At 65.7% G+C, this 16,649-nt stretch carries 23 protein-coding genes; 17 read left to right on the plus strand and 6 right to left on the minus strand.

What is annotated here, in order from left to right:
- Positions 1–32: 32 nt before the first annotated feature.
- Positions 33–1,160: a PDDEXK family nuclease gene (locus D8896_RS10800; protein WP_162991536.1), complete on the plus strand. Its 1,128-nt coding sequence runs from the start codon at positions 33–35 to the stop codon at positions 1,158–1,160.
- A gap of 126 nt (positions 1,161–1,286) precedes the next feature.
- The gene (locus tag D8896_RS10805; protein ID WP_121822116.1) at positions 1,287–1,802 is read left to right on the plus strand and encodes a hypothetical protein; all 516 of its coding nucleotides are present in this window, start codon (positions 1,287–1,289) and stop codon (positions 1,800–1,802) included.
- Here D8896_RS10805 and D8896_RS10810 read toward each other — a convergent pair whose 3' ends face one another.
- The gene (locus D8896_RS10810) at positions 1,803–1,994 is read right to left on the minus strand and encodes a hypothetical protein (RefSeq protein WP_121822117.1); all 192 of its coding nucleotides are present in this window, start codon (positions 1,992–1,994) and stop codon (positions 1,803–1,805) included.
- Positions 1,995–2,227: 233 nt separating this feature from the next.
- Between D8896_RS10810 and D8896_RS10815 the strand changes: the two genes are divergently transcribed.
- From D8896_RS10815 to D8896_RS10845, 8 genes are all read left to right on the plus strand, one after another.
- Entirely contained in the window at positions 2,228–2,677 is a 450-nt protein-coding gene (locus D8896_RS10815; RefSeq protein WP_121822118.1) for a hypothetical protein, read from the plus strand.
- Entirely contained in the window at positions 2,674–2,898 is a 225-nt protein-coding gene (locus D8896_RS10820) for a hypothetical protein (RefSeq protein ID WP_121822119.1), read from the plus strand. Before D8896_RS10815 ends, D8896_RS10820 begins: the two co-directional genes overlap by 4 nt.
- Positions 2,895–3,032 carry a hypothetical protein gene (locus D8896_RS19400; protein ID WP_162991537.1) on the plus strand — a complete coding sequence of 46 codons (138 nt, stop codon included), beginning with the start codon at positions 2,895–2,897 and terminating at the stop codon, positions 3,030–3,032. The genes D8896_RS10820 and D8896_RS19400 overlap by 4 nt, the downstream gene beginning before the upstream one ends.
- 164 nt (positions 3,033–3,196) lie before the next feature.
- On the plus strand, positions 3,197–3,532 hold the full coding sequence (locus tag D8896_RS10825; RefSeq protein WP_121822120.1) for a hypothetical protein: 336 nt from the start codon (positions 3,197–3,199) through the stop codon (positions 3,530–3,532).
- Between the two features lie 86 nt (positions 3,533–3,618).
- A complete protein-coding gene (locus D8896_RS10830) occupies positions 3,619–4,275 on the plus strand; it encodes a site-specific integrase (protein WP_205596810.1) in 657 nt (218 codons plus the stop codon).
- A gap of 208 nt (positions 4,276–4,483) precedes the next feature.
- Positions 4,484–4,792, plus strand: a complete 309-nt coding sequence (locus tag D8896_RS10835; protein WP_121822122.1) for a hypothetical protein — start codon at positions 4,484–4,486, stop codon at positions 4,790–4,792.
- The gene (locus D8896_RS10840; RefSeq protein WP_121822123.1) at positions 4,792–5,181 is read left to right on the plus strand and encodes a hypothetical protein; all 390 of its coding nucleotides are present in this window, start codon (positions 4,792–4,794) and stop codon (positions 5,179–5,181) included. Before D8896_RS10835 ends, D8896_RS10840 begins: the two co-directional genes overlap by 1 nt.
- 661 nt (positions 5,182–5,842) lie before the next feature.
- Entirely contained in the window at positions 5,843–6,259 is a 417-nt protein-coding gene (locus D8896_RS10845; RefSeq protein WP_162991538.1) for a DoxX family protein, read from the plus strand.
- 22 nt (positions 6,260–6,281) lie between these two features.
- Here the strand turns inward: D8896_RS10845 and D8896_RS10850 are convergent, their stop codons facing one another.
- A complete protein-coding gene (locus D8896_RS10850) occupies positions 6,282–6,482 on the minus strand; it encodes a hypothetical protein (RefSeq protein ID WP_121822124.1) in 201 nt (66 codons plus the stop codon).
- Positions 6,483–6,622: 140 nt separating this feature from the next.
- Between D8896_RS10850 and D8896_RS10855 the strand changes: the two genes are divergently transcribed.
- Positions 6,623–9,118 (plus strand): methyl-accepting chemotaxis protein, encoded by a 2,496-nt coding sequence (locus tag D8896_RS10855; protein WP_121822125.1) that lies wholly within the window; start codon positions 6,623–6,625, stop codon positions 9,116–9,118.
- 26 nt (positions 9,119–9,144) lie between these two features.
- On the opposite strand, the gene D8896_RS10860 is transcribed toward D8896_RS10855, so the two are convergent.
- Positions 9,145–9,351 (minus strand): dodecin family protein, encoded by a 207-nt coding sequence (locus D8896_RS10860; protein ID WP_121822126.1) that lies wholly within the window; start codon positions 9,349–9,351, stop codon positions 9,145–9,147.
- 259 nt (positions 9,352–9,610) lie between these two features.
- On the opposite strand from D8896_RS10860, the gene D8896_RS10865 reads away from it, so the two are divergent.
- Positions 9,611–10,366 (plus strand): zinc metalloprotease, encoded by a 756-nt coding sequence (locus D8896_RS10865; RefSeq protein ID WP_121822127.1) that lies wholly within the window; start codon positions 9,611–9,613, stop codon positions 10,364–10,366.
- Positions 10,367–10,435: 69 nt separating this feature from the next.
- Positions 10,436–10,795, plus strand: a complete 360-nt coding sequence (locus D8896_RS10870) for a hypothetical protein (protein ID WP_121822128.1) — start codon at positions 10,436–10,438, stop codon at positions 10,793–10,795.
- On the opposite strand, the gene D8896_RS10875 is transcribed toward D8896_RS10870, so the two are convergent.
- Both D8896_RS10875 and mvaD read right to left on the minus strand, forming a co-directional pair.
- Positions 10,796–11,929, minus strand: a complete 1,134-nt coding sequence (locus D8896_RS10875) for an NAD(P)/FAD-dependent oxidoreductase (protein ID WP_121822129.1) — start codon at positions 11,927–11,929, stop codon at positions 10,796–10,798.
- A gap of 242 nt (positions 11,930–12,171) precedes the next feature.
- Entirely contained in the window at positions 12,172–13,155 is a 984-nt protein-coding gene (gene mvaD, locus D8896_RS10880; RefSeq protein ID WP_121822130.1) for a phosphomevalonate decarboxylase MvaD, read from the minus strand.
- 150 nt (positions 13,156–13,305) lie between these two features.
- Between mvaD and nth the strand changes: the two genes are divergently transcribed.
- Together nth and D8896_RS10890 are read left to right on the plus strand one after the other, a co-directional pair.
- Positions 13,306–13,992 (plus strand): endonuclease III, encoded by a 687-nt coding sequence (gene nth / locus D8896_RS10885; RefSeq protein WP_121822131.1) that lies wholly within the window; start codon positions 13,306–13,308, stop codon positions 13,990–13,992.
- An 88-nt stretch (positions 13,993–14,080) separates the two neighbouring features.
- Positions 14,081–14,344: a hypothetical protein gene (locus tag D8896_RS10890; protein WP_121822132.1), complete on the plus strand. Its 264-nt coding sequence runs from the start codon at positions 14,081–14,083 to the stop codon at positions 14,342–14,344.
- 29 nt (positions 14,345–14,373) lie between these two features.
- Here D8896_RS10890 and D8896_RS10895 read toward each other — a convergent pair whose 3' ends face one another.
- Entirely contained in the window at positions 14,374–14,856 is a 483-nt protein-coding gene (locus D8896_RS10895; protein ID WP_121822133.1) for a DUF7321 family protein, read from the minus strand.
- Between the two features lie 165 nt (positions 14,857–15,021).
- On the opposite strand from D8896_RS10895, the gene D8896_RS10900 reads away from it, so the two are divergent.
- Together D8896_RS10900 and D8896_RS10905 are read left to right on the plus strand one after the other, a co-directional pair.
- Positions 15,022–15,897 (plus strand): DUF7319 domain-containing protein, encoded by an 876-nt coding sequence (locus tag D8896_RS10900; protein WP_205596811.1) that lies wholly within the window; start codon positions 15,022–15,024, stop codon positions 15,895–15,897.
- 99 nt (positions 15,898–15,996) lie between these two features.
- Positions 15,997–16,647 carry a plastocyanin/azurin family copper-binding protein gene (locus D8896_RS10905; protein ID WP_121822134.1) on the plus strand — a complete coding sequence of 217 codons (651 nt, stop codon included), beginning with the start codon at positions 15,997–15,999 and terminating at the stop codon, positions 16,645–16,647.
- Positions 16,648–16,649: the final 2 nt, after the last annotated feature.

Genomic DNA, 16,649 nt, shown 5'->3' on the forward strand with positions numbered 1-16,649 from the left:
CCGCTCGAAACGATAGCCTCCCGTACCCGATCGTGGCGTACCCGCCGCATTACGGCACGTTCATCGGGTTCAAACCCAGTCACGACGGTGATCTGTACTTTTGCTCATGCGCGCGTGAAGCCATCGAGAACTACGTTCAATGCGAGATTGAAGGACTCACCGGGTCGCACCAGGACCCGACGCCGGAGAACGTGTTGAACGGGGGGTTCCCCGAGGAAACGAAAGACATCGTTCGACGCGCCGGCATCAACGATGCGAGTGAAATCCCCGAGGTACTCCGGTTCGAGGACCAGCTGTGTCACGAGTGCAACGCCGTCGTTCCGAAGAGACGGTACTGCGCGGACATGTACGGCACCGTGTTCAGGCAGAACTACGGGTGGTACGTGTACAAGAAATCGTACGAGTACGGTGTGTGCAAGCCGAAATCCGACACGTTACTCGCAGACACGTTGTTCGACAGTCTTCCCGGTGAAATCGTTTCAGTCGTGGACGACGATCTTATCGAGGAGTTAGAAGCGAAAGCGGCCCGGTTCAACGAACTCCGGCAGAAACGGTTCGACCGGGAGCGCGAAATCGAGAACGCGAAGAAAGACGAGATGCGTGAGTTACGGGACGAGTTCGGTGATGAACGCGGGTCCGACGAGTACTACGACGCGTTAGGGTCGATTCGAGAGAAGTACGAGGGGAAGGACCCGCTCGCGGAGGACGAGCAAGCGGAGTTAGACGAGTTACGGGAGGAACTGTCCGAGAACAGTAAGCGCGTCTCGGACACGATCGAGAATGAAGTCCGGCAGGCGGTCGGGCACTACGAGAAAGGGAATCGGTGGACGTCGGAGACGATTCTGTACCAGCTCATCGAATCACGGTACGGTGACGAGTACACGATCGAGCGGCATCACCGCCCGGACTGGTTGGACGGGTTAGAGCTCGATATTTTCCTTGTGGAACCCGGTGTGGGTATCGAGTATCAGGGCGTGCAGCATTACGAGGCTGTTGAGCACTGGGGTGGCGAGGAAGCCTTGGAGGAACGGCAGGCGCGTGACGAACGGACACGTGAACTGTGCGCCGAGCGCGGTGTGGAGTTAGTCGAGGTTCGGCACGACGAGGAACTGTCCGAGGAACTCGTCACGTCGAAGGTTGACGCCGTGATTGATGATTGAAAGAACTTCTATAAAGAACCTCACCCACGATTGGCGTGAACCGTCGTTCGAAGCCGTGAACCCGAAGTTTCTGAGGGGCAAGTAGGCGAGTCGTTAATACGTGCGAGTCGGAACCCGCGATTGATTATGAGTGACAGTCCAGGGCAGGAACTGTTAGCATTGGCGAGTCAGCGCCCGCCGGTGAACCCGTTCGGCGCGAAGTACACCGACCCAGTCCTCGTCGCGTTACTCAAACTCCCGTACGTGAGCTACGATCGGCGGCAGGCGCTCGCGGAAGCGTGGGACGAGTGGAAACCGGACGAGTACGTCTACCGGGCGTTGGCGTGGTACGCCCGTCACGACCAGAACCTGTTGCTGTTCGCGCGGCTCGCAGTGACGGTGAGTCCGATTGTTCTAATGCACGTCGGGGTTGGGGTGGGTCGAGTTGTATCGTTTGTCGTCGCGTCTCTGTTCATCGTTGAATGGTTGAATCGGGTGCGGGTCGAGAAGGAGCGCGAGCAGGCGATGGAGGATGCGAAGCGAGAGTACTGGCGGCAGGTGGAGCGACCGCGGATTAATGCTCGGGAACGGGAGTTGTGGCAGGAGTTAGCGGAGGAGCGTGACTGGGAAGAAGAGGAGGACTCTGCCGAGTCAGACGAGTAGTCAACCAGCGTTCCCGTCGTCGTCATCGTCGGCGAAATCGTCGAACGGGTCGATAGCGGGCCCCTCCATCGAGAAGTTCCCGTTCCCGTCACCGTCACTGTCGTCGTCAGTGTCCAGCTCGAAGCCGTTGTACTCATCCCACCATTCTTTTTCGCCGCCCTCGTCGTCGCCGCCGTCTTGGTCGTCACACATCACGACCACGTCAGGCCTAAACCCGCATAAACGTGCGGTATGGGCGTTCTACCACTGTTATCGCCCATCCTTACCGTACATCCTTACCGTACATCCTTACCGTACATCCTTACCGTACACCCTTACCGTACACCCTTACCGTACACCCTTACCACCCATCCTTACCACCCATCCTTACCGATCACACTGATCGCCGTCCCCGGTTTATCAGAGCGTTTCACCGAGTACCGAGTATGAGCGACACCTTCGAGGAATGGGTCGAGGACGGCGTTCAACTAGTCGAGGAGCACGCGTCGCCGTGGCAAGGCTGGGTGCTCGTCGCGCTCACCGCGCTCATCGCACTCGGCGCTCCGGAACGGATGTCGGAGTTGCTCGCAGTCACGATCGTGACGATGCTCGCGGGGAGCATCGCGCTGATAATCGTTCCTAACCGGTCACGGTGCCCGGCGTGCGACGCGGTCGTCGCGCACAACGCGGTGCACTGCGGGGCGTGCGGCGAGGACCTGGGGTGCGAGCACGACGACCTGCATGACAGTGTCGAGTATTGTCCGCGGTGCGGCGACAATGTCGGTGGTCGATTGAACCAGGATTACTGGTGTCCGGTGTGCGATCGTGACCGTGAGACCGGCGGCAAGGCCGCGGTTTGCGATGGGTGCCGAGGAAAGGACGGTGAGGACCGATGAAAAGGGCGACCGTGACCGAAGCCGCAGTCACGTCAATACTCCTCGGTATCGTTGCAATCCCGGTCGTACTCGTGACAGGGGACGTGTACGCCGGGTCTCTCGCCGGTGCAGTGGCAGTGACCGTGGCGAACGTGGCGTATTGGAAGTGGCGAGAGGTGCGCGGCGATCTTGTGGTCGATGAGCACGGGACGCCGTGGTACGTTCCAGGTGAGGACCGATGACGGTGAGTGTCGAAGCTTGGATGTTAGCCACCGCGTTCGTGGCCGGGTTCATCACTGGAGCGGCCGCTGCGATGTACTGGTTCGTTCACGGGTTCGTTATGGGAGCGGTTGAACGACTCGAAGCGCTGGAGTAGGGGTGTCCGATAACCCCCCATTCTAGGACAGAATCCCGGCTCATGTGACCGCGAGGGGTGGGGTGAACGCCCATCTATCACGGTTTATCGTCCGGACTGTGAGGTTAACGGACACCCCACCGTCACGGGTTTATCCGAGCATCACACCGACTGTCGAGTGTAACATGCCCCCGACCGACACAGACACAGACGCCATCGACGACGACGAGTTCGACCAGCTCTTCGAGACCGAGGAACAGGCACGCACGCGACTCGACGTCGCCGCGGACATCGTAGACGCATCGATGGTCGCAATCGAGGACGCAATCGACCGCGGAGAAATCACCCGGTCGTACGTCACCGAGAACCCGGGCAAGACAGCGTGGACATCGTTCCGCCACGGGGTCGAGGCAGCGACAGTGCCCGAGGATACTGACATCCGCGTCCCCCTCATCGTGACCACGGTTGAGACCGCGATCCGACGCGAGTACGGGGACGAACCCCGGGTGCGAGACGCATAGAAATCCGAACAACGACCCTCACACGACACAACACACTAACCATGCGAATGAAACCATTCGAGACCGACGACGGGTATCGAGTATGGTTGAACGACGACGAAGTCGAACGCCTCATCGAGAAGATGGAACAGCGCGGCGGCACCCGGCACGCGGTCGGCGGCCGGCTCGGTGTGCACTGCGGGTTACGGCGTGACGAGGCGTCGCAGGCACGATCGGCGGATATCGCCGACGACCTCGGTGAGCGTAACCTGCGAGTATGGGAGGATGCGGCGAAACAGGACAAGTACCGCGAGACACCGATCCCGAACGACCTTGCGCGCGACATTGAACGCATCGTGGAGTTTAGCGACGACATCACCAGGAGTGACGCAGTCCTCGATGTTACAGGGAAGACGCTCAACAGGTGGGTGCAGCGCGCGTGCGAGGAGCTGTTCGCGGAAACTGGGGATGAAGGGTGGCTCGAAGTCAGTTACCACGACTTACGCCGCACATGGGGAACGCGAGCCTTAGAGGACGGCACGCTCCCGAGTGTGGTGATGTACTGGGGTGGGTGGGACGACTGGGAAACGTTCCGCGAGCACTACCTGGGGGAGTTCTCACCGCACGCGCTCAGACGGGAGCGAAAGAAGCTGTCGTGGATGACCGGCGACGCGCCAGCTGGCGACGACGTCGAGTCGCACATGACACCGGTCGCGCAGCCGCCCGCGGGTGGGTCGAGTGCAGCGCAGCACCAGTCCGACTAACCCCCCGTTTTCGCTGTGGTTGTGTGGTTTGTGGTTGAATGTCCGTTAGAACGCTTGTACCCCGCGAATACACGGGCAGTATACTGTCAGTAGGGAAGCCGGACTGTGAGTACGACGGAAACGCCGAAAACGGGCGTAAAACCCTACTCAGAACCCCGAAACCCGTGGCTAGGCTTTATACCTAACCGGAGGATACCACTAACTGCGAATGCCCCGAAACACCACCGAATGCCCGGTCTGCGGGAAAACCGCGATGCGGATCGAGCAACGACGGACCATGGACGAGACAGTAACGATCTACCGGCACTCCGCATGGCAGTTTGACGACGACGACGTGTCAGACGCGGACGTGCTGGCCTGCACGGACGTCACGACACACGACCGCGAGGACGACTTGACCAAGGAGTGCCCCGGGAACGGGTGCGACGTGATAATCCCCGCAGAAGACACAGCATGCACGCACGAGTGTTACCTCTCAACCATGCAGACGCGGCCGGAGAAATGGGGTGACGCGTGATGCCTGGCGACTCAGACACTCCCGGTGAGCACGTCGCAGTCACCGAGTGGAGCGACATCGACACCGTCACTCGAAGGCTCACTGAAGCACAGAAGCAGCTCATCAAAACACACCTGAATGAAGGGCTCCCGGAGGAGCACGCGATCGTGTGGCTCCCCGAGTTCATCGAGAAACCAGGAATACTCGCAGTAGACGGTGCGGAGCAGTTGTACGTCGTGAAGGTCGAGGATTACTCGTCGGATGCGTGGCGGGCGACGCAGCCGGAGACGGACGCGACGTATACCAGTGACGCCGAGTACCTGCCGAAGTCGTGGACGATCGTGTTCGAGCGCGGCGACGAGTTCGAACGGGTCGAGTCGGAGCAGACTGGGTTAGCGAGTTTCGCTTAACCCCGCCCTGATTTTCGCTGTGGTTGTGTGGTTGTGGTCGCAAACGACGTTAGAGAGCCTGTACCCCGAGAATACGCGGGCGATATCCTGAGAGCCCAGCCTGCAGACTCTCAATCGTGACGACGGTGAGTCGCGGCGGTACACTTACCCCGGCAGCGTGAGTCGTGGCGAGCAGGACCGCCAAGCACCGAGGGAGAGCAAGCAGGAACCACGGGACACGCACGAGCGCGCCGAGCTCAGAAGAGCAACGCGCTGCCGACGGACCCAGGTGAACAGCCCGGCAGGAACGGCGACGCGGTTTGTCGCCGCACGCCCGCCCGGAATTGCCAGGGTTCAGGTGGAAGCGCAGCCGTCGCCGGCGCGGTGCGGAGAGGCGACGGCGAGAACCGCGAAATCGTGCGGAACGCAGGCAATCCTGCAGCGCCCATGGTTCTGCGACGAACGGACGTGAGAAGCGAATGATGTAGCGCGAAGGATTTGAAGTAGTCGTCGGCGAGCCGACGGCGTGGTTCACAATCCTGCAGCGCCCATGGCTTTGTGACGACCGCCGGTTAGGGACCCGGAGACGGCGGAGTCCAATCGGGAGACTGAGACAAGCGACCGGTCGGAGTTCACCGACGAGGCGAAACCGTTTCACCGCTGTGAGAAGTATTTGGGGACGATGAGCGAGGTTCTACACCGGCTCAAACGACCGCTGCTCTACGTGATGGGGCCGGCGTACGTCGTCGCGGGCGTGTTGCACTTCGTCGTGCCGGAGCTGTACGTCCAGATAGTCCCGCCCGTGTTTCCGGCGGAACTGGCGCTCGTCTACCTGTCTGGCCTCGCAGAGGTCGCCGTCGGAGTCGGGCTACTGATCCCGCGAACGCGACGGTATGCGGCGTGGGCGACGGTCGCGTTGCTCGTCGCGATCTTTCCGGCGAACGTCTACATGGCGACACACGGCGTCGTCATCGAGGGGTTGCCGGGCGGTGGCGACCCCTCCGCTCTCGTTCGCTGGGGACGGCTGCCGCTTCAGGGCGTGCTGGTGCTCTGGGCGCTCTGGTACACCCGACCGCCGGCCGAACAGGTAGCCCGGTGACACTACTGGACGACAGCCCGCATCACTCCTCCAGCGGTCCCATAAACCCGAAGTACGCGACGACGCCGGCGAACATGAAGAGGTAGTACGCCCACCGTGGTCCGTCCGTCACTTCGAAGAACACCGAGACGCCGGTCACCCAGACGATTGCGAACGCGAGGTCGGTGAGCATGCCGAACCCGTGTTCCTCAACGTGGTCGGCGAGTGCATCGAGGCGGCTCATGGGGATGGCCAACGCGGGCGGGAGGTAAAAATATGGGTCCGACGACGCGCCTGCGAGACGTTCCGGGCGGGTCGAATATCGTTTACAACACCTGTTAACAATGACTGGTTTTTATTACGATCTATCGATCTGTTGGGGCTATGGCGTTCGATCCACGACGGCTGGTGCCGACCGTCATCCGGAAGCGGTACGCGGTGAAGTTCGGGATCGCCTTGCTCGTTCTCGGGATGTCAGTGGGTGCGATCGGGTTCGTCGCGACCGGACAGATCGAGTCGGAAGTGCGGGACAGCACGCTCGACGAACACGCGAACATCGCGGCGCAGGAGGCCGAGAAACTCCTGCAGTGGCACGAACGGAACAAACTCGCGACATCGATGGTCGCGCGGTCAGAACAGGTTCAGAGCGGCGACCCGGGCCGGATCGGCAACTACATCGCCACGGTTCAGGCGGACCTCCCGGACGCGGTGTACTCGGTTCATTACGTCGACACGGCCGACGGTGAGGTGATAAACAGCACGGAGGCCCGGTTCGAATCGGCAGCCCTGAGTGACGTCGGGGAACCCTGGGGGTCGGCGGTGGAGGACGCCGATTCCGACGTGCAGTCGACCGACGTGTTCGAACTCGAAAGCCGGGGCGACGCGGCGGTCGCCTACTACACGCAGGCACGCGGCTCGCAGTCCGACCGCGTGATCGTGATCACCATGCGCGTCAACGGCTACGCGTCGAACCTCCAGAACGTGGGGTCGGCGGGCGGGGCGGCGTCGCTCGTCGTCGACAGGAACGGGACGATAGCGTTCGACGCGAACCGTCAGCTCGCGCTTCGAAACTACGGCGACGCGGATCTGGTCGATGCGGCGTTTGCGGCCGGTCCAAACGACCCCGGCGCGCGCGAGATGCCCGCCGGGTCGGCGTCGGTGCTCTCCGACTGGGACCTGCTTTCGGCCGACGAGGAGTACGTCGTCGGCTACGCGCAGGTGCGAGGCACCGACTGGGTCGTACTCACGCACCGGAGCACCGACGAGGCGTACGGATTCGTGACGACCGTCTCGGAGTACGGCACGCTGGCGACACTGGGGGGCGTCCTCCTCATCGGTCTCGTCGGTGCGGTGCTGGGGCGGAACACGGCGACCGCCATCGACCGCCTGACGAGCAAAACCGAGCGCATGGAGGAGGGGAATCTGGACGTCGACTTCGAGACGAAACGTATCGACAACATCGGCCGACTGTACGACGGGTTCGCCGAGATGCAGTCGTCGCTGAAGGCCCAGATAGAGGCGTCCCAGCGCGCCCGCGAGGAGGCCGAGCAGGCCCGGGAGCGCACCCAGCGCCTGAACCGGCACCTCGAATCGAAGGCCGACGAGTACAGCGAGGTAATGCAGGCCGCCGCGGACGGCGACCTCACCCGCCGGATGGACCCGGAGAGCGACGACGAGGCGATGACCGAGATCGCCGAGGAGTTCAACGAGATGATCGCCCGGATCGAGGCGACGGTCGACGAGGTGACTGCCTTCGCCGGCGAGGTCGCGACCGCAAGCGAGGAGGTCACGGCCAGTTCCGAGGAGGTCCGCAACGCCTCGGAGCAGGTAACGGAGTCGATACAGGAGATCTCCGACGGGGCCGAGCGTCAGAACGACCGGCTCCAGTCGGTCTCCGGGGAGATGTCGGATCTGTCGACGACGGTCGAACAGATCGCCGCCTCGTCGAACGAGGTCGCCGACATCGCCGAGCGGACCGCGCTGCGCGGCCGCGAGGGCCGCGAGGCCGCGCGGGAAGCCATCGACGGCATGAACGAGATAGAGGCCGAGTCCGCCCGCGCAGTCGAGGAGATCGAGGCCCTCGAAGCCGAGATGGAGCAGATCGACGAACTCGTCGACCGGATCACGGCGATAGCCAAGGAGACGAACATGCTCGCGCTGAACGCCAACATCGAGGCCTCCCGTGGCACCGGCGGCGAGCAGGAGGACGCCGCGGAGGGCTTCTCGGTGGTCGCCGGCGAGGTCAAGGACCTGGCCGAGGAGACGAAAGACGCCGCCGAGGAGATCGAGGAGCGCCTGAACAGCATCCGCGAGCAGACCGAACGGACCGCCGCGGAGGTGCAAAACACCAGCGACCAAGTGTCCGAGCACGCCGATTCCGTGGAGAACGCGGTCGACGCACTGGAGGAGATCGCCGGGTACGCCCAGGAGACGAACACGGGCGTCCAGGAGATCAGCGCGGCGACCGAACAGCAGGCCGCCTCGACCCAGCAGGTCGTCGCCATGGTCGACGAGGCCACCACTATCTCCGAGGAGACGACGGCGGAGGCCGAGAACGTCGCGGCCGCAGCCGAGGAACAGACGACCGCGCTGACGGAGGTGTCTCAGAGCGCGAGCGACCTGGCCGGCCAGGCGTCCCGCCTCTCCGAGGCGCTCGACCGCTTCGACACCGACGCCGAGGACGCCGACGCGGCGCTTGGCCTTGCCGCCGACGAGCCGCCGACCGACCCGTCCGAGGGCGACGACGGCTCGACGGACCACGCCGAGTTCGACTTCGACGGGGCTGCGGACATCGCGGCAGGGCCGGACCAGGAGGACGACGCATCGAGCGAGACAGGCTCCGACTCCGCCGAAGAAACTCCTTCACCGGACGAGGGGTAAACGGCCCGCGCGACCCGGCAGTCGCGTTACTGCTCGTGGACCGGGAAGGCGACCTCGACCGTCGCCTTGTACTGCGTTATCTCGCCGTTCTCGACGTTGGCGGTCCAGTCCTCGACCTCGATACCGCTGATGTCTTCGACCGTCTGACTGGCCTGCCGGTACGCCTCCTCGGCGGCCGCCTGCCAGGAGTCGTCGGACGTTCCCATCACCTTGATGATCTTGACTGCGGTCATGCGACGGCGCGTACGACGGCCCGTGCCTTTGTTTCTATGTCCGTATTTGAGAATACTACGCCATGTGACCGGTCGCCCGTCGCCGCCGCTTCGTCGCCCGCCGAGCAGTGTCTGCCGGGAGTACACGTCCGAGACGGTACCGGGAACGTATCGGCTGACGGCGACTCTGATGCCCGAACGCTCCGGCAACACTCCGACCAGAAAGCTTAGGTTACCTGGTAGATGACGGGCTATCGTCTCGGAAACCGAGGCGTTACCAGTGAACCGACGAACGTTCCTGAAACGATCCGTCCACGCCGGCACCCTCGGGACGCTGGCGAAGCGGTTCGTGTCGGCCGACGGGACGCTCGACGTGCGGGTGTGGCTCTCCGAACGTGCTGCAACCCACGACGACGCGGGGGCCCGCGCCGCGGAGTACGTCGAACTGGCGTTCGGTGCGGTCCGCGACGACGTGTCGGTGACGCGGGGCGGTACCGTCTCGGTACAGCACGAGCACGGCCACGCCGTGGTGCAGTCCGGCGAGTGGCCCCGGATCCTCCTGGCGGGGCTGGCCGGTTCGGACGGCGTCGACCCCGTCGGCGACGTGAACCTGCTCGTCACGGACGGTCCGATGGACGCCGCGCCGACGGGGATGGGCGGGGCACACGTCGCCGCGGTCGGCGGCGCGCGCCATCTCGCTGCGATGCCGCCGGCCGAGCAGAGCACGTCGGTCGTTCCGTACTCGATGCCCGCGCTCGCCACGCAGGTGCTCCTCCACGAGTGCGGACACGCGCTCGGGCTGACCCACGACGACGGGCGCGTTGACCGCCGCGACGACGGCGTCGTCGCGACGCCGATGCTCAGCAGCTACGCCTGGACGGGGGGCTGTGACGACGATGATACCGACTGTCTCGCGGGCGCGCGACCGACCGACGACGCGGAGCGACGGCTCTCCGTTCTGTTCTCGGACCGCGCCGCCGCGGCCATCGCGGCGTACGACGGGGAGACGCGACTGCCAGCACCGGACTGGCTGTAATCCGCCGTTTCCCGTCTTTCAGGCGGATAAGCCGTCAATTCTAAAGCGTGACCGTGTGCGACTCCCTCCATGGCACTCGTCGACTCGCTCATCGTGTTCGCGGTCAGCCTGCTCATCGGGGCGCTCGGGATCTACGTCGGAGCCCGGACAGTCGCCGACGTGGACGACTACACCTACGCCATCGTGACGGCGCTGATCGGGGCGATCGTGTGGGGCGTCGTCGGTTTCTTCGTCGGCTGGATCCCGCTGCTCGGGCCGGTCCTGACGCTTCTGGCCTACCTCGGCGTCATCAACTGGCGGTACCCCGGGGGCTGGCTCGATTCGGCGCTCATCGCGCTGATCGCCTGGGTCGCCGTGCTGGTCGTGCTGTACGTCCTCGCGCTGCTGGACCTCACCACGTTCGGCGCGGTCGGCATCCCCGGGACCTGATCACTCCACCGACAGCCCCAGCTCCTCGTTGACCAGGTCGACGGCGTTGCGGACCGCACCGACAGAACTCAGGTAGCCAGCGCCGACGCTGGCCTTGAGCGCGACGGCCGCCCGGCCGGTCACGACGGACGGACCGACCTGCGCGACGGCCCCGTCGCCGACGCTCACCAGCCAGCCGGGCGAGTCGAACCGGAACTGCTCCAGCCGCGGCTCGAAGAGGCCGTCGTCGTCGGTGACGAGCGCGCCGATGTTCGCGGCGACGGTCCGGGCCTCGCGGATCGCCGACTGCGCGCTGGCCGGCACCGCCTCGCCGTCCGCGTCGACCACCCGCGCCGCGTCGCCGAGGACGAACGTCGACCCGCCGACCCGGAGCCGGCCGTCCACCTGCGGGCGCTCGCCGCGGAGCGCGTCCGGCCCGCGGATGCCGCCGGTCCAGGCGAACGTGTCGTACGGAATCCGCTCGCCGCCTTCTAGCTCCACCGCGTCGGCGTCCGCGCCCGCCACGCCCGTTCCGGCCCGAACGTCGACGCCGCGGTCGTCGAGCGCCTCCCGGACGGCGCGCTGGAACTCGGCGTCGAACCCGGGCGCGACCGCGTCCAGTTGCTCCAGCAGGACGACTTCGGCCTCGGCGTCCTCCTCCCGCGCCAGCGCGGCCAGTTCCCCCGCTAGCTGGACGCCGGAGAGGCCGGCCCCGCCGACGACCGCCCGCCCGTCCGCATCCAGCGCGCCGAGGAACTCCTCGCGGATCCGCTCAGCGTGGTCGATCCGCTTCAGCGGCGTCGCGTGCTCCTCGACGCCCGGCAGGTCGTAAAACGCTGTCTCCGCGCCGAGCGCGACCGCGCCGGCGTCGTACTCGACGGTGTCGCCGCCGTCGAGCGTCGCGACGTTCGCCTCGGGATCGACCTCCGTCACCCGCGCCCGCCGGATGCTAGCTCTGTCGACCACGTCCGTCAGCGGGACGGTGATGTCGTCGGCCAGCGACGGCCGCCGCACCACGCGGTGCAGTTCGTGCTGGACGAGGTGCTCGCCGGAGTCGTCGACGAGCAGGACGTCCGCCTCCTCGGGGAGCCGTTTCTCCAGTCGACGAACGAGCGACACGCCGGCGTAGCCGCCGCCGAACACTGCGACTTGCATCACGCCGGGGTTAGGACCGGACGGTAATGGGTTCGGGGGTCGGGTGATGGGGCTGGAGCAGGAAATGTCGAGCATACGCCGCCGAAGGCGGCGTTTCGCCGCCAGAGCTTTGCTCTGACGAGCCCTCACTCACTGCGTTCGTGAGGACACCGCGAGCGCCGACGGCGCTCGCGGCCTTTTTGATCGACATGTTTGCCGGGAGCGGTGCGCCTCCGGCGCACCCGACCGGGAAAAAGGTCGTCTTAGAACAACGCCTCGCTCTCGTCCAGCACTTCCGCTGGACCGCCGACCTCCCAGATGGTGGTCTGGACGCCGACCTCCTCCAGCACCTCCTTGACCTGCTCGGCGTACTCGTCGGTCGTGTTGACGTAGACGGACGCGCCGGTGTCCGTCGAGAAGTAGACGGGCACGTCCTCCTCTTCGCGCAGTTGGCGGACGGCGTTGAACACCTGCAGGGTGGCGGGCTGCCAGTACACCCAGCCGGCGGGCCCGGTCATCGTGGTGGCGGCGAGCGACAGCGAGTCGTGTTCGGCGAGTTCGAACGTGCGCTCGAAGTCGCCCTCGCGGAGCGCGTCGCGGGCCTCGACGATCTGGTCGTGGATGTGGGCCAGCCGGGACTCGAACATGTGGCTGTCGGCGGCCTCGCGGTGGGCCTGCTCGGTCTCCTTGTAGGACGGAACGAGGCCGATGACCGTCTTGACCTCGTCGTCGAGCGGCGTCTCGATGCGCTCGGACCGGCAGTCCTCGTCGTTGAGGCCGGCGGAGAGGTGGGAGAAGCCGCCGGTGACCGACCGGGCCGCCGACGAGGAGCCGCGGCGGGCAATGGTCGAGATCTCCGGGCGGGTCAGGTCCAGGTCGGCCGCCTCGGCCAGCGCCATCGCGGCCGCGGCAAAGCCCGAGGACGAGGAGCCCAGCCCGACGTTCGAGGGGAAGGAGTTCTCGCTCTCGATCCGGACGGGGTAGACCGTGTGGGCGGCGTCGGAGCGGTCGCGGACCTCCTCGACGACGCGCTCGACGCGTTCGTAGCCGTGTCCCTCCAGTTCCTCGCCGTCGACGACGAACGTGTCCTCGTCGTAGTCGATGTCGAACTCGACGGTCGTCTTCGTGTGGCTCGGGGCCGTACAGACGCTGATGCTGTCGTGGTACGGGAGCCGCAGGCGTTCGTCGCGCATCCCGTGGTACTTCACGATGCCCTGGATCGGGTGCGCTTTCGCGGTGGCTTTCATACGTCTCCCCGTGTAGCCGGCCCGCTTAAAATCCCCGGATGCGGACACTCGCCCCGGTGCGCCCGACGCCAGCACCGTCCCGCGGCGCGTCGCGGCCACGGGGGCTCGCCTTTCGGATCGCTTAGTAGCGCGGGACCGTGAGACGGTCGCATGGGAACGCCGCTCTCGCCGCGCGACGCGCAGGCCGAGACAGTCATCGACCGTCTGGAGGAGGAGTACCCCGACAGCACCATCTCGCTGACCTTCTCGAACCGGCTCGAACTGCTGATCGCGGTAGTGCTCTCGGCACAGTGCACCGACGAGCGGGTCAACGAGGCGACCGCCGACCTGTTCGAGGCGTTCGACGACGCCGAAGACTACGCCGCCGCCGACGAGGAGGAGATAAACGGCTACATCGACTCGATCACCTACCACAACAGCAAGGCGGGGTACATCAGGGAGTCGGCCGAGATCATCGTCGAGGAGCACGACGGCGAGGTGCCGGACACGATGAGCGAACTGACCGAACTCCCGGGCGTGGGCCGGAAGACGGCCAACGTCGTCCTCCAGCACGGCCACGACATCGTCGAGGGGATCGTCGTCGACACGCACGTCCAGCGGATCAGTCGCCGCCTCGGGATCACCGAGGCGGAACGGCCCGAGGCCATCGAGCAGGACCTGCTCGACGTGGTGCCCGAGCGAAGCTGGCAGCAGTTCACCCACCTGCTCATCGACCACGGCCGGGCGGTCTGTACGGCGCGGAACCCGGACTGTGCAGACTGCGTGCTCGCGGACCTCTGTCCCTCGGAGCAGGGTGACAGCGAGGTCGACCTGGCGAGCGGCGAGCCGTGGGGGTAACCGTCGCGGACGAACGGCCGTCGCCTCGCGGAACCCGACCAAAACCATAACCCGGAGGCCGGTCAACCCCCGTTCGGGGGTACGATCCATGACAGACGACGACCGACCAGCGGAGCGTGACGACGAGAACCCACACGAACGGGACGTGACGCTCGCACGCGAGAAGGACGAGGAAGACGACGACGAGGAAGCGAAGGCGGAAGCCGAGGAGAAACAGGCGGAGGCGCGTCGCCGCGCCGAAGAGGAGGCCAAGGAGCGCGACGTCGACGAGGGGTCGACGGCCCGCGAGGGCGACGCGGCCGAACAGGAGAACCCCGACAACCACCGCGACGAGGAGCCGTTCGAGAGCTGACCCCCGTGGGCGAGTGACGACCCGGGCCGTCAGATGAAGCCGTACTTGACGACGTAGCGCGCGACCCCGAGGAGGTAGGCGACGATCCAGAAGAAGACGTACCCGAACACGCCGATCCGGAGCCGCCGCCGCCAGTCGTCGGCGTTCTCGTGGAGGTCGGAGAGCGAGAGGTCCTGCTCGGGGTCGTCGTAGAGGTCGTGCTGTCGCTTCGCCTGGAGGATGCGGACGATGCCCGTCAGCGCGAACGTCAGCATCGCGTACGCCTGCAGGCCGAAGAAGGCGTGCGCGGCGGCGAACCCGCCGAGCTGGTCGAACAGCCGCGGCACCATCCAGACGACGACCGGGACCGTGTTCAGCGTCAGTCCGACGACGATGAACTTCAGGTGGTAGATCAGGAGGTCCCAGGTGACCGTCTCCGCGTCGATCATGACCCACGCGCCGTAGATGTAAAACGGGAAGCTCAGCGTGACCAGCGCGGCAGCGACGGTCGCGAGGGCGGGGTCCGACGCCATTGCTGGCCGTTGGGACGGCCCGGCGTTAAAGGACGTGATCCGTCCGCGGGTGGTCCGCGGCCGACCGAGCCACGGCGACGGCGGACCGTCGCGTAGCATCGTCGGGCAGCACGACCGGAGTCCGGACGAAAACCGATAAACCCCTGCGGGTCCGACTGTCGGATAATGGCCGACGCTCCATCGACGCCCGAGGAGGACGACGCTGCGCCGTCGACGGGCGGCGACGCCGACCCGCCGGACAGCGGTGACGGCGAGCGACCGGTCGAGGAACTCTCGGAGGCCGAACTCCGCGAGCGCGTCGAGGCGGAGTACGACTTCGACGACTTCGGACCGGAACAGATGGCCGAGATGACGCCCGAGGAGTGGGACGCCGCCTTCGACGACGACACGTGGATCACCGGCAGCGACCTGCTCGACCGGGTCGAGGCGGACCTCGCCACCCAGATCGCCGACCGGCAGGTGTTCGCCGTCCTCGAACGTGTCACTCAGGAGGGCGAGGAGCGACTGTTGGCGTACTCCGACGAGGGGTACGCGATGGTGTCCCCCGACGGCACCGTCGAGGGCTTTGGCACCGTCATGCGCGACGTGAAACCGACGGTCGCGCTCTGTTCGATGGAGAGCTACACCGTCCCCGAACCGCCAGAGGAGGGCGCGATGCTTCCCGACCCGGAGTCCGTCCCCGAGGGGAGCGGCGAACTGGGGAACCTGATGCTGCAGGTCATCGCGGCGATCCAGATCCTTGGCGGGGTCGTCCTGCTCGGCGGATGGGTGTTCGCTGACCTCTCGGGGATCGCGCTGGTCGCCGCGCTCGGCTTCTTCTTCGTCGGGGTCGTGCTGTTCACGACGGTGGCGAACGCACGCCTCTCCGACCGGTTCCGGGCCGAGGAGTACCGCGGTCGCCTGCGGTCGGTCGGTCTGGAGGCCGGCGAGCGGCCGGAGTTCCTGCCGATCGAGGACGGTGACGCCGACAGCCCCCCGACCGAAACGGACGGGGACGACGCCGGGTCCGCCGAGCCGGGCGAGACGCCCGACGGACGCTGACGACGGTGTCCGGAACGTCGTTCCCGGGACGAACGTGTACGGCCGTCGCGTCGTCTTCATCGGAGGCTTTAAGCGAACACAATCCTGATTCCAAACCGTATGAACAGGCGGGACTTTCTGAAGACAGCCAGCGGCGTAACAGGCACCGCCGCTGTCGCGAGTGCGGCGCCGCCGGCCGTCGCACAGGAAGGTGGTCAGGAGAACGAGACGACCACCGCCGGAAACGACACCTCCGGGAACGAATCCGCCGGGAACGAGACGGCCGGTGGCGGCGGAGCCGGTGGGGGTAGCGAGACGGTCCAGCTAACCGGCGACAACGTGTTCGACCCGGCAGAGCTGTACATCGCGCCGGGGACGACGGTGACGTTCGAGTGGACCGGCGGCAACCACAACATCATCGTCGACAGCCAGCCCTCCGACGCCAACTGGGAGGGCCATCAGCCGATCGAGGGGCCGGGCACCACTCACGAGCACACGTTCGAGGTGCTGGGCGACTACAACTACTACTGCTCGCCCCACCAGTCGCTCGGCATGGAGGGCGTCATCCACGTCACCGAGAGCGGCCAGAACCCGGCTGCCGCCGGCGGCGGCGGTGGCGGCGAGGTCGACCCCCACGAACTCGGCGTGCCGTTCCAGGCTCACTACGTCGGGATCGCGACCCTGCTCGCGGTGTTCGTGTCACTGGTCTTCTCGTTCTACGTGCTGAAGTACGGTGAATCACCCCACGCCAGTAGCCCCAACAGGAAATAACA

The organism is Halostella salina (assembly GCF_003675855.1).
GTDB lineage: Archaea > Halobacteriota > Halobacteria > Halobacteriales > Natronoarchaeaceae > Halostella > Halostella salina.

What these genes read in the sequence shown, in the direction of transcription:
- D8896_RS10815 (WP_121822118.1), top strand. Translation starts at nt 2,228, where the DNA reads ATGAGCGACACCTTCGAGGAATGGGTCGAGGACGGCGTTCAACTAGTC.
- D8896_RS10860 (WP_121822126.1), bottom strand. Translation starts at nt 9,351, where the DNA reads ATGACCGCAGTCAAGATCATCAAGGTGATGGGAACGTCCGACGACTCC.
- D8896_RS19400 (WP_162991537.1), top strand. Translation starts at nt 2,895, where the DNA reads ATGACGGTGAGTGTCGAAGCTTGGATGTTAGCCACCGCGTTCGTGGCC.
- D8896_RS10820 (WP_121822119.1), top strand. Translation starts at nt 2,674, where the DNA reads ATGAAAAGGGCGACCGTGACCGAAGCCGCAGTCACGTCAATACTCCTC.
- mvaD (WP_121822130.1), bottom strand. Translation starts at nt 13,155, where the DNA reads ATGAAAGCCACCGCGAAAGCGCACCCGATCCAGGGCATCGTGAAGTAC.
- nth (WP_121822131.1), top strand. Translation starts at nt 13,306, where the DNA reads ATGGGAACGCCGCTCTCGCCGCGCGACGCGCAGGCCGAGACAGTCATC.
- D8896_RS10840 (WP_121822123.1), top strand. Translation starts at nt 4,792, where the DNA reads ATGCCTGGCGACTCAGACACTCCCGGTGAGCACGTCGCAGTCACCGAG.
- D8896_RS10895 (WP_121822133.1), bottom strand. Translation starts at nt 14,856, where the DNA reads ATGGCGTCGGACCCCGCCCTCGCGACCGTCGCTGCCGCGCTGGTCACG.
- D8896_RS10845 (WP_162991538.1), top strand. Translation starts at nt 5,843, where the DNA reads ATGAGCGAGGTTCTACACCGGCTCAAACGACCGCTGCTCTACGTGATG.
- D8896_RS10805 (WP_121822116.1), top strand. Translation starts at nt 1,287, where the DNA reads ATGAGTGACAGTCCAGGGCAGGAACTGTTAGCATTGGCGAGTCAGCGC.
- D8896_RS10875 (WP_121822129.1), bottom strand. Translation starts at nt 11,929, where the DNA reads ATGCAAGTCGCAGTGTTCGGCGGCGGCTACGCCGGCGTGTCGCTCGTT.
- D8896_RS10870 (WP_121822128.1), top strand. Translation starts at nt 10,436, where the DNA reads ATGGCACTCGTCGACTCGCTCATCGTGTTCGCGGTCAGCCTGCTCATC.
- D8896_RS10905 (WP_121822134.1), top strand. Translation starts at nt 15,997, where the DNA reads ATGAACAGGCGGGACTTTCTGAAGACAGCCAGCGGCGTAACAGGCACC.
- D8896_RS10890 (WP_121822132.1), top strand. Translation starts at nt 14,081, where the DNA reads ATGACAGACGACGACCGACCAGCGGAGCGTGACGACGAGAACCCACAC.
- D8896_RS10850 (WP_121822124.1), bottom strand. Translation starts at nt 6,482, where the DNA reads ATGAGCCGCCTCGATGCACTCGCCGACCACGTTGAGGAACACGGGTTC.
- D8896_RS10900 (WP_205596811.1), top strand. Translation starts at nt 15,022, where the DNA reads ATGGCCGACGCTCCATCGACGCCCGAGGAGGACGACGCTGCGCCGTCG.
- D8896_RS10810 (WP_121822117.1), bottom strand. Translation starts at nt 1,994, where the DNA reads ATGTGTGACGACCAAGACGGCGGCGACGACGAGGGCGGCGAAAAAGAA.
- D8896_RS10835 (WP_121822122.1), top strand. Translation starts at nt 4,484, where the DNA reads ATGCCCCGAAACACCACCGAATGCCCGGTCTGCGGGAAAACCGCGATG.
- D8896_RS10855 (WP_121822125.1), top strand. Translation starts at nt 6,623, where the DNA reads ATGGCGTTCGATCCACGACGGCTGGTGCCGACCGTCATCCGGAAGCGG.
- D8896_RS10825 (WP_121822120.1), top strand. Translation starts at nt 3,197, where the DNA reads ATGCCCCCGACCGACACAGACACAGACGCCATCGACGACGACGAGTTC.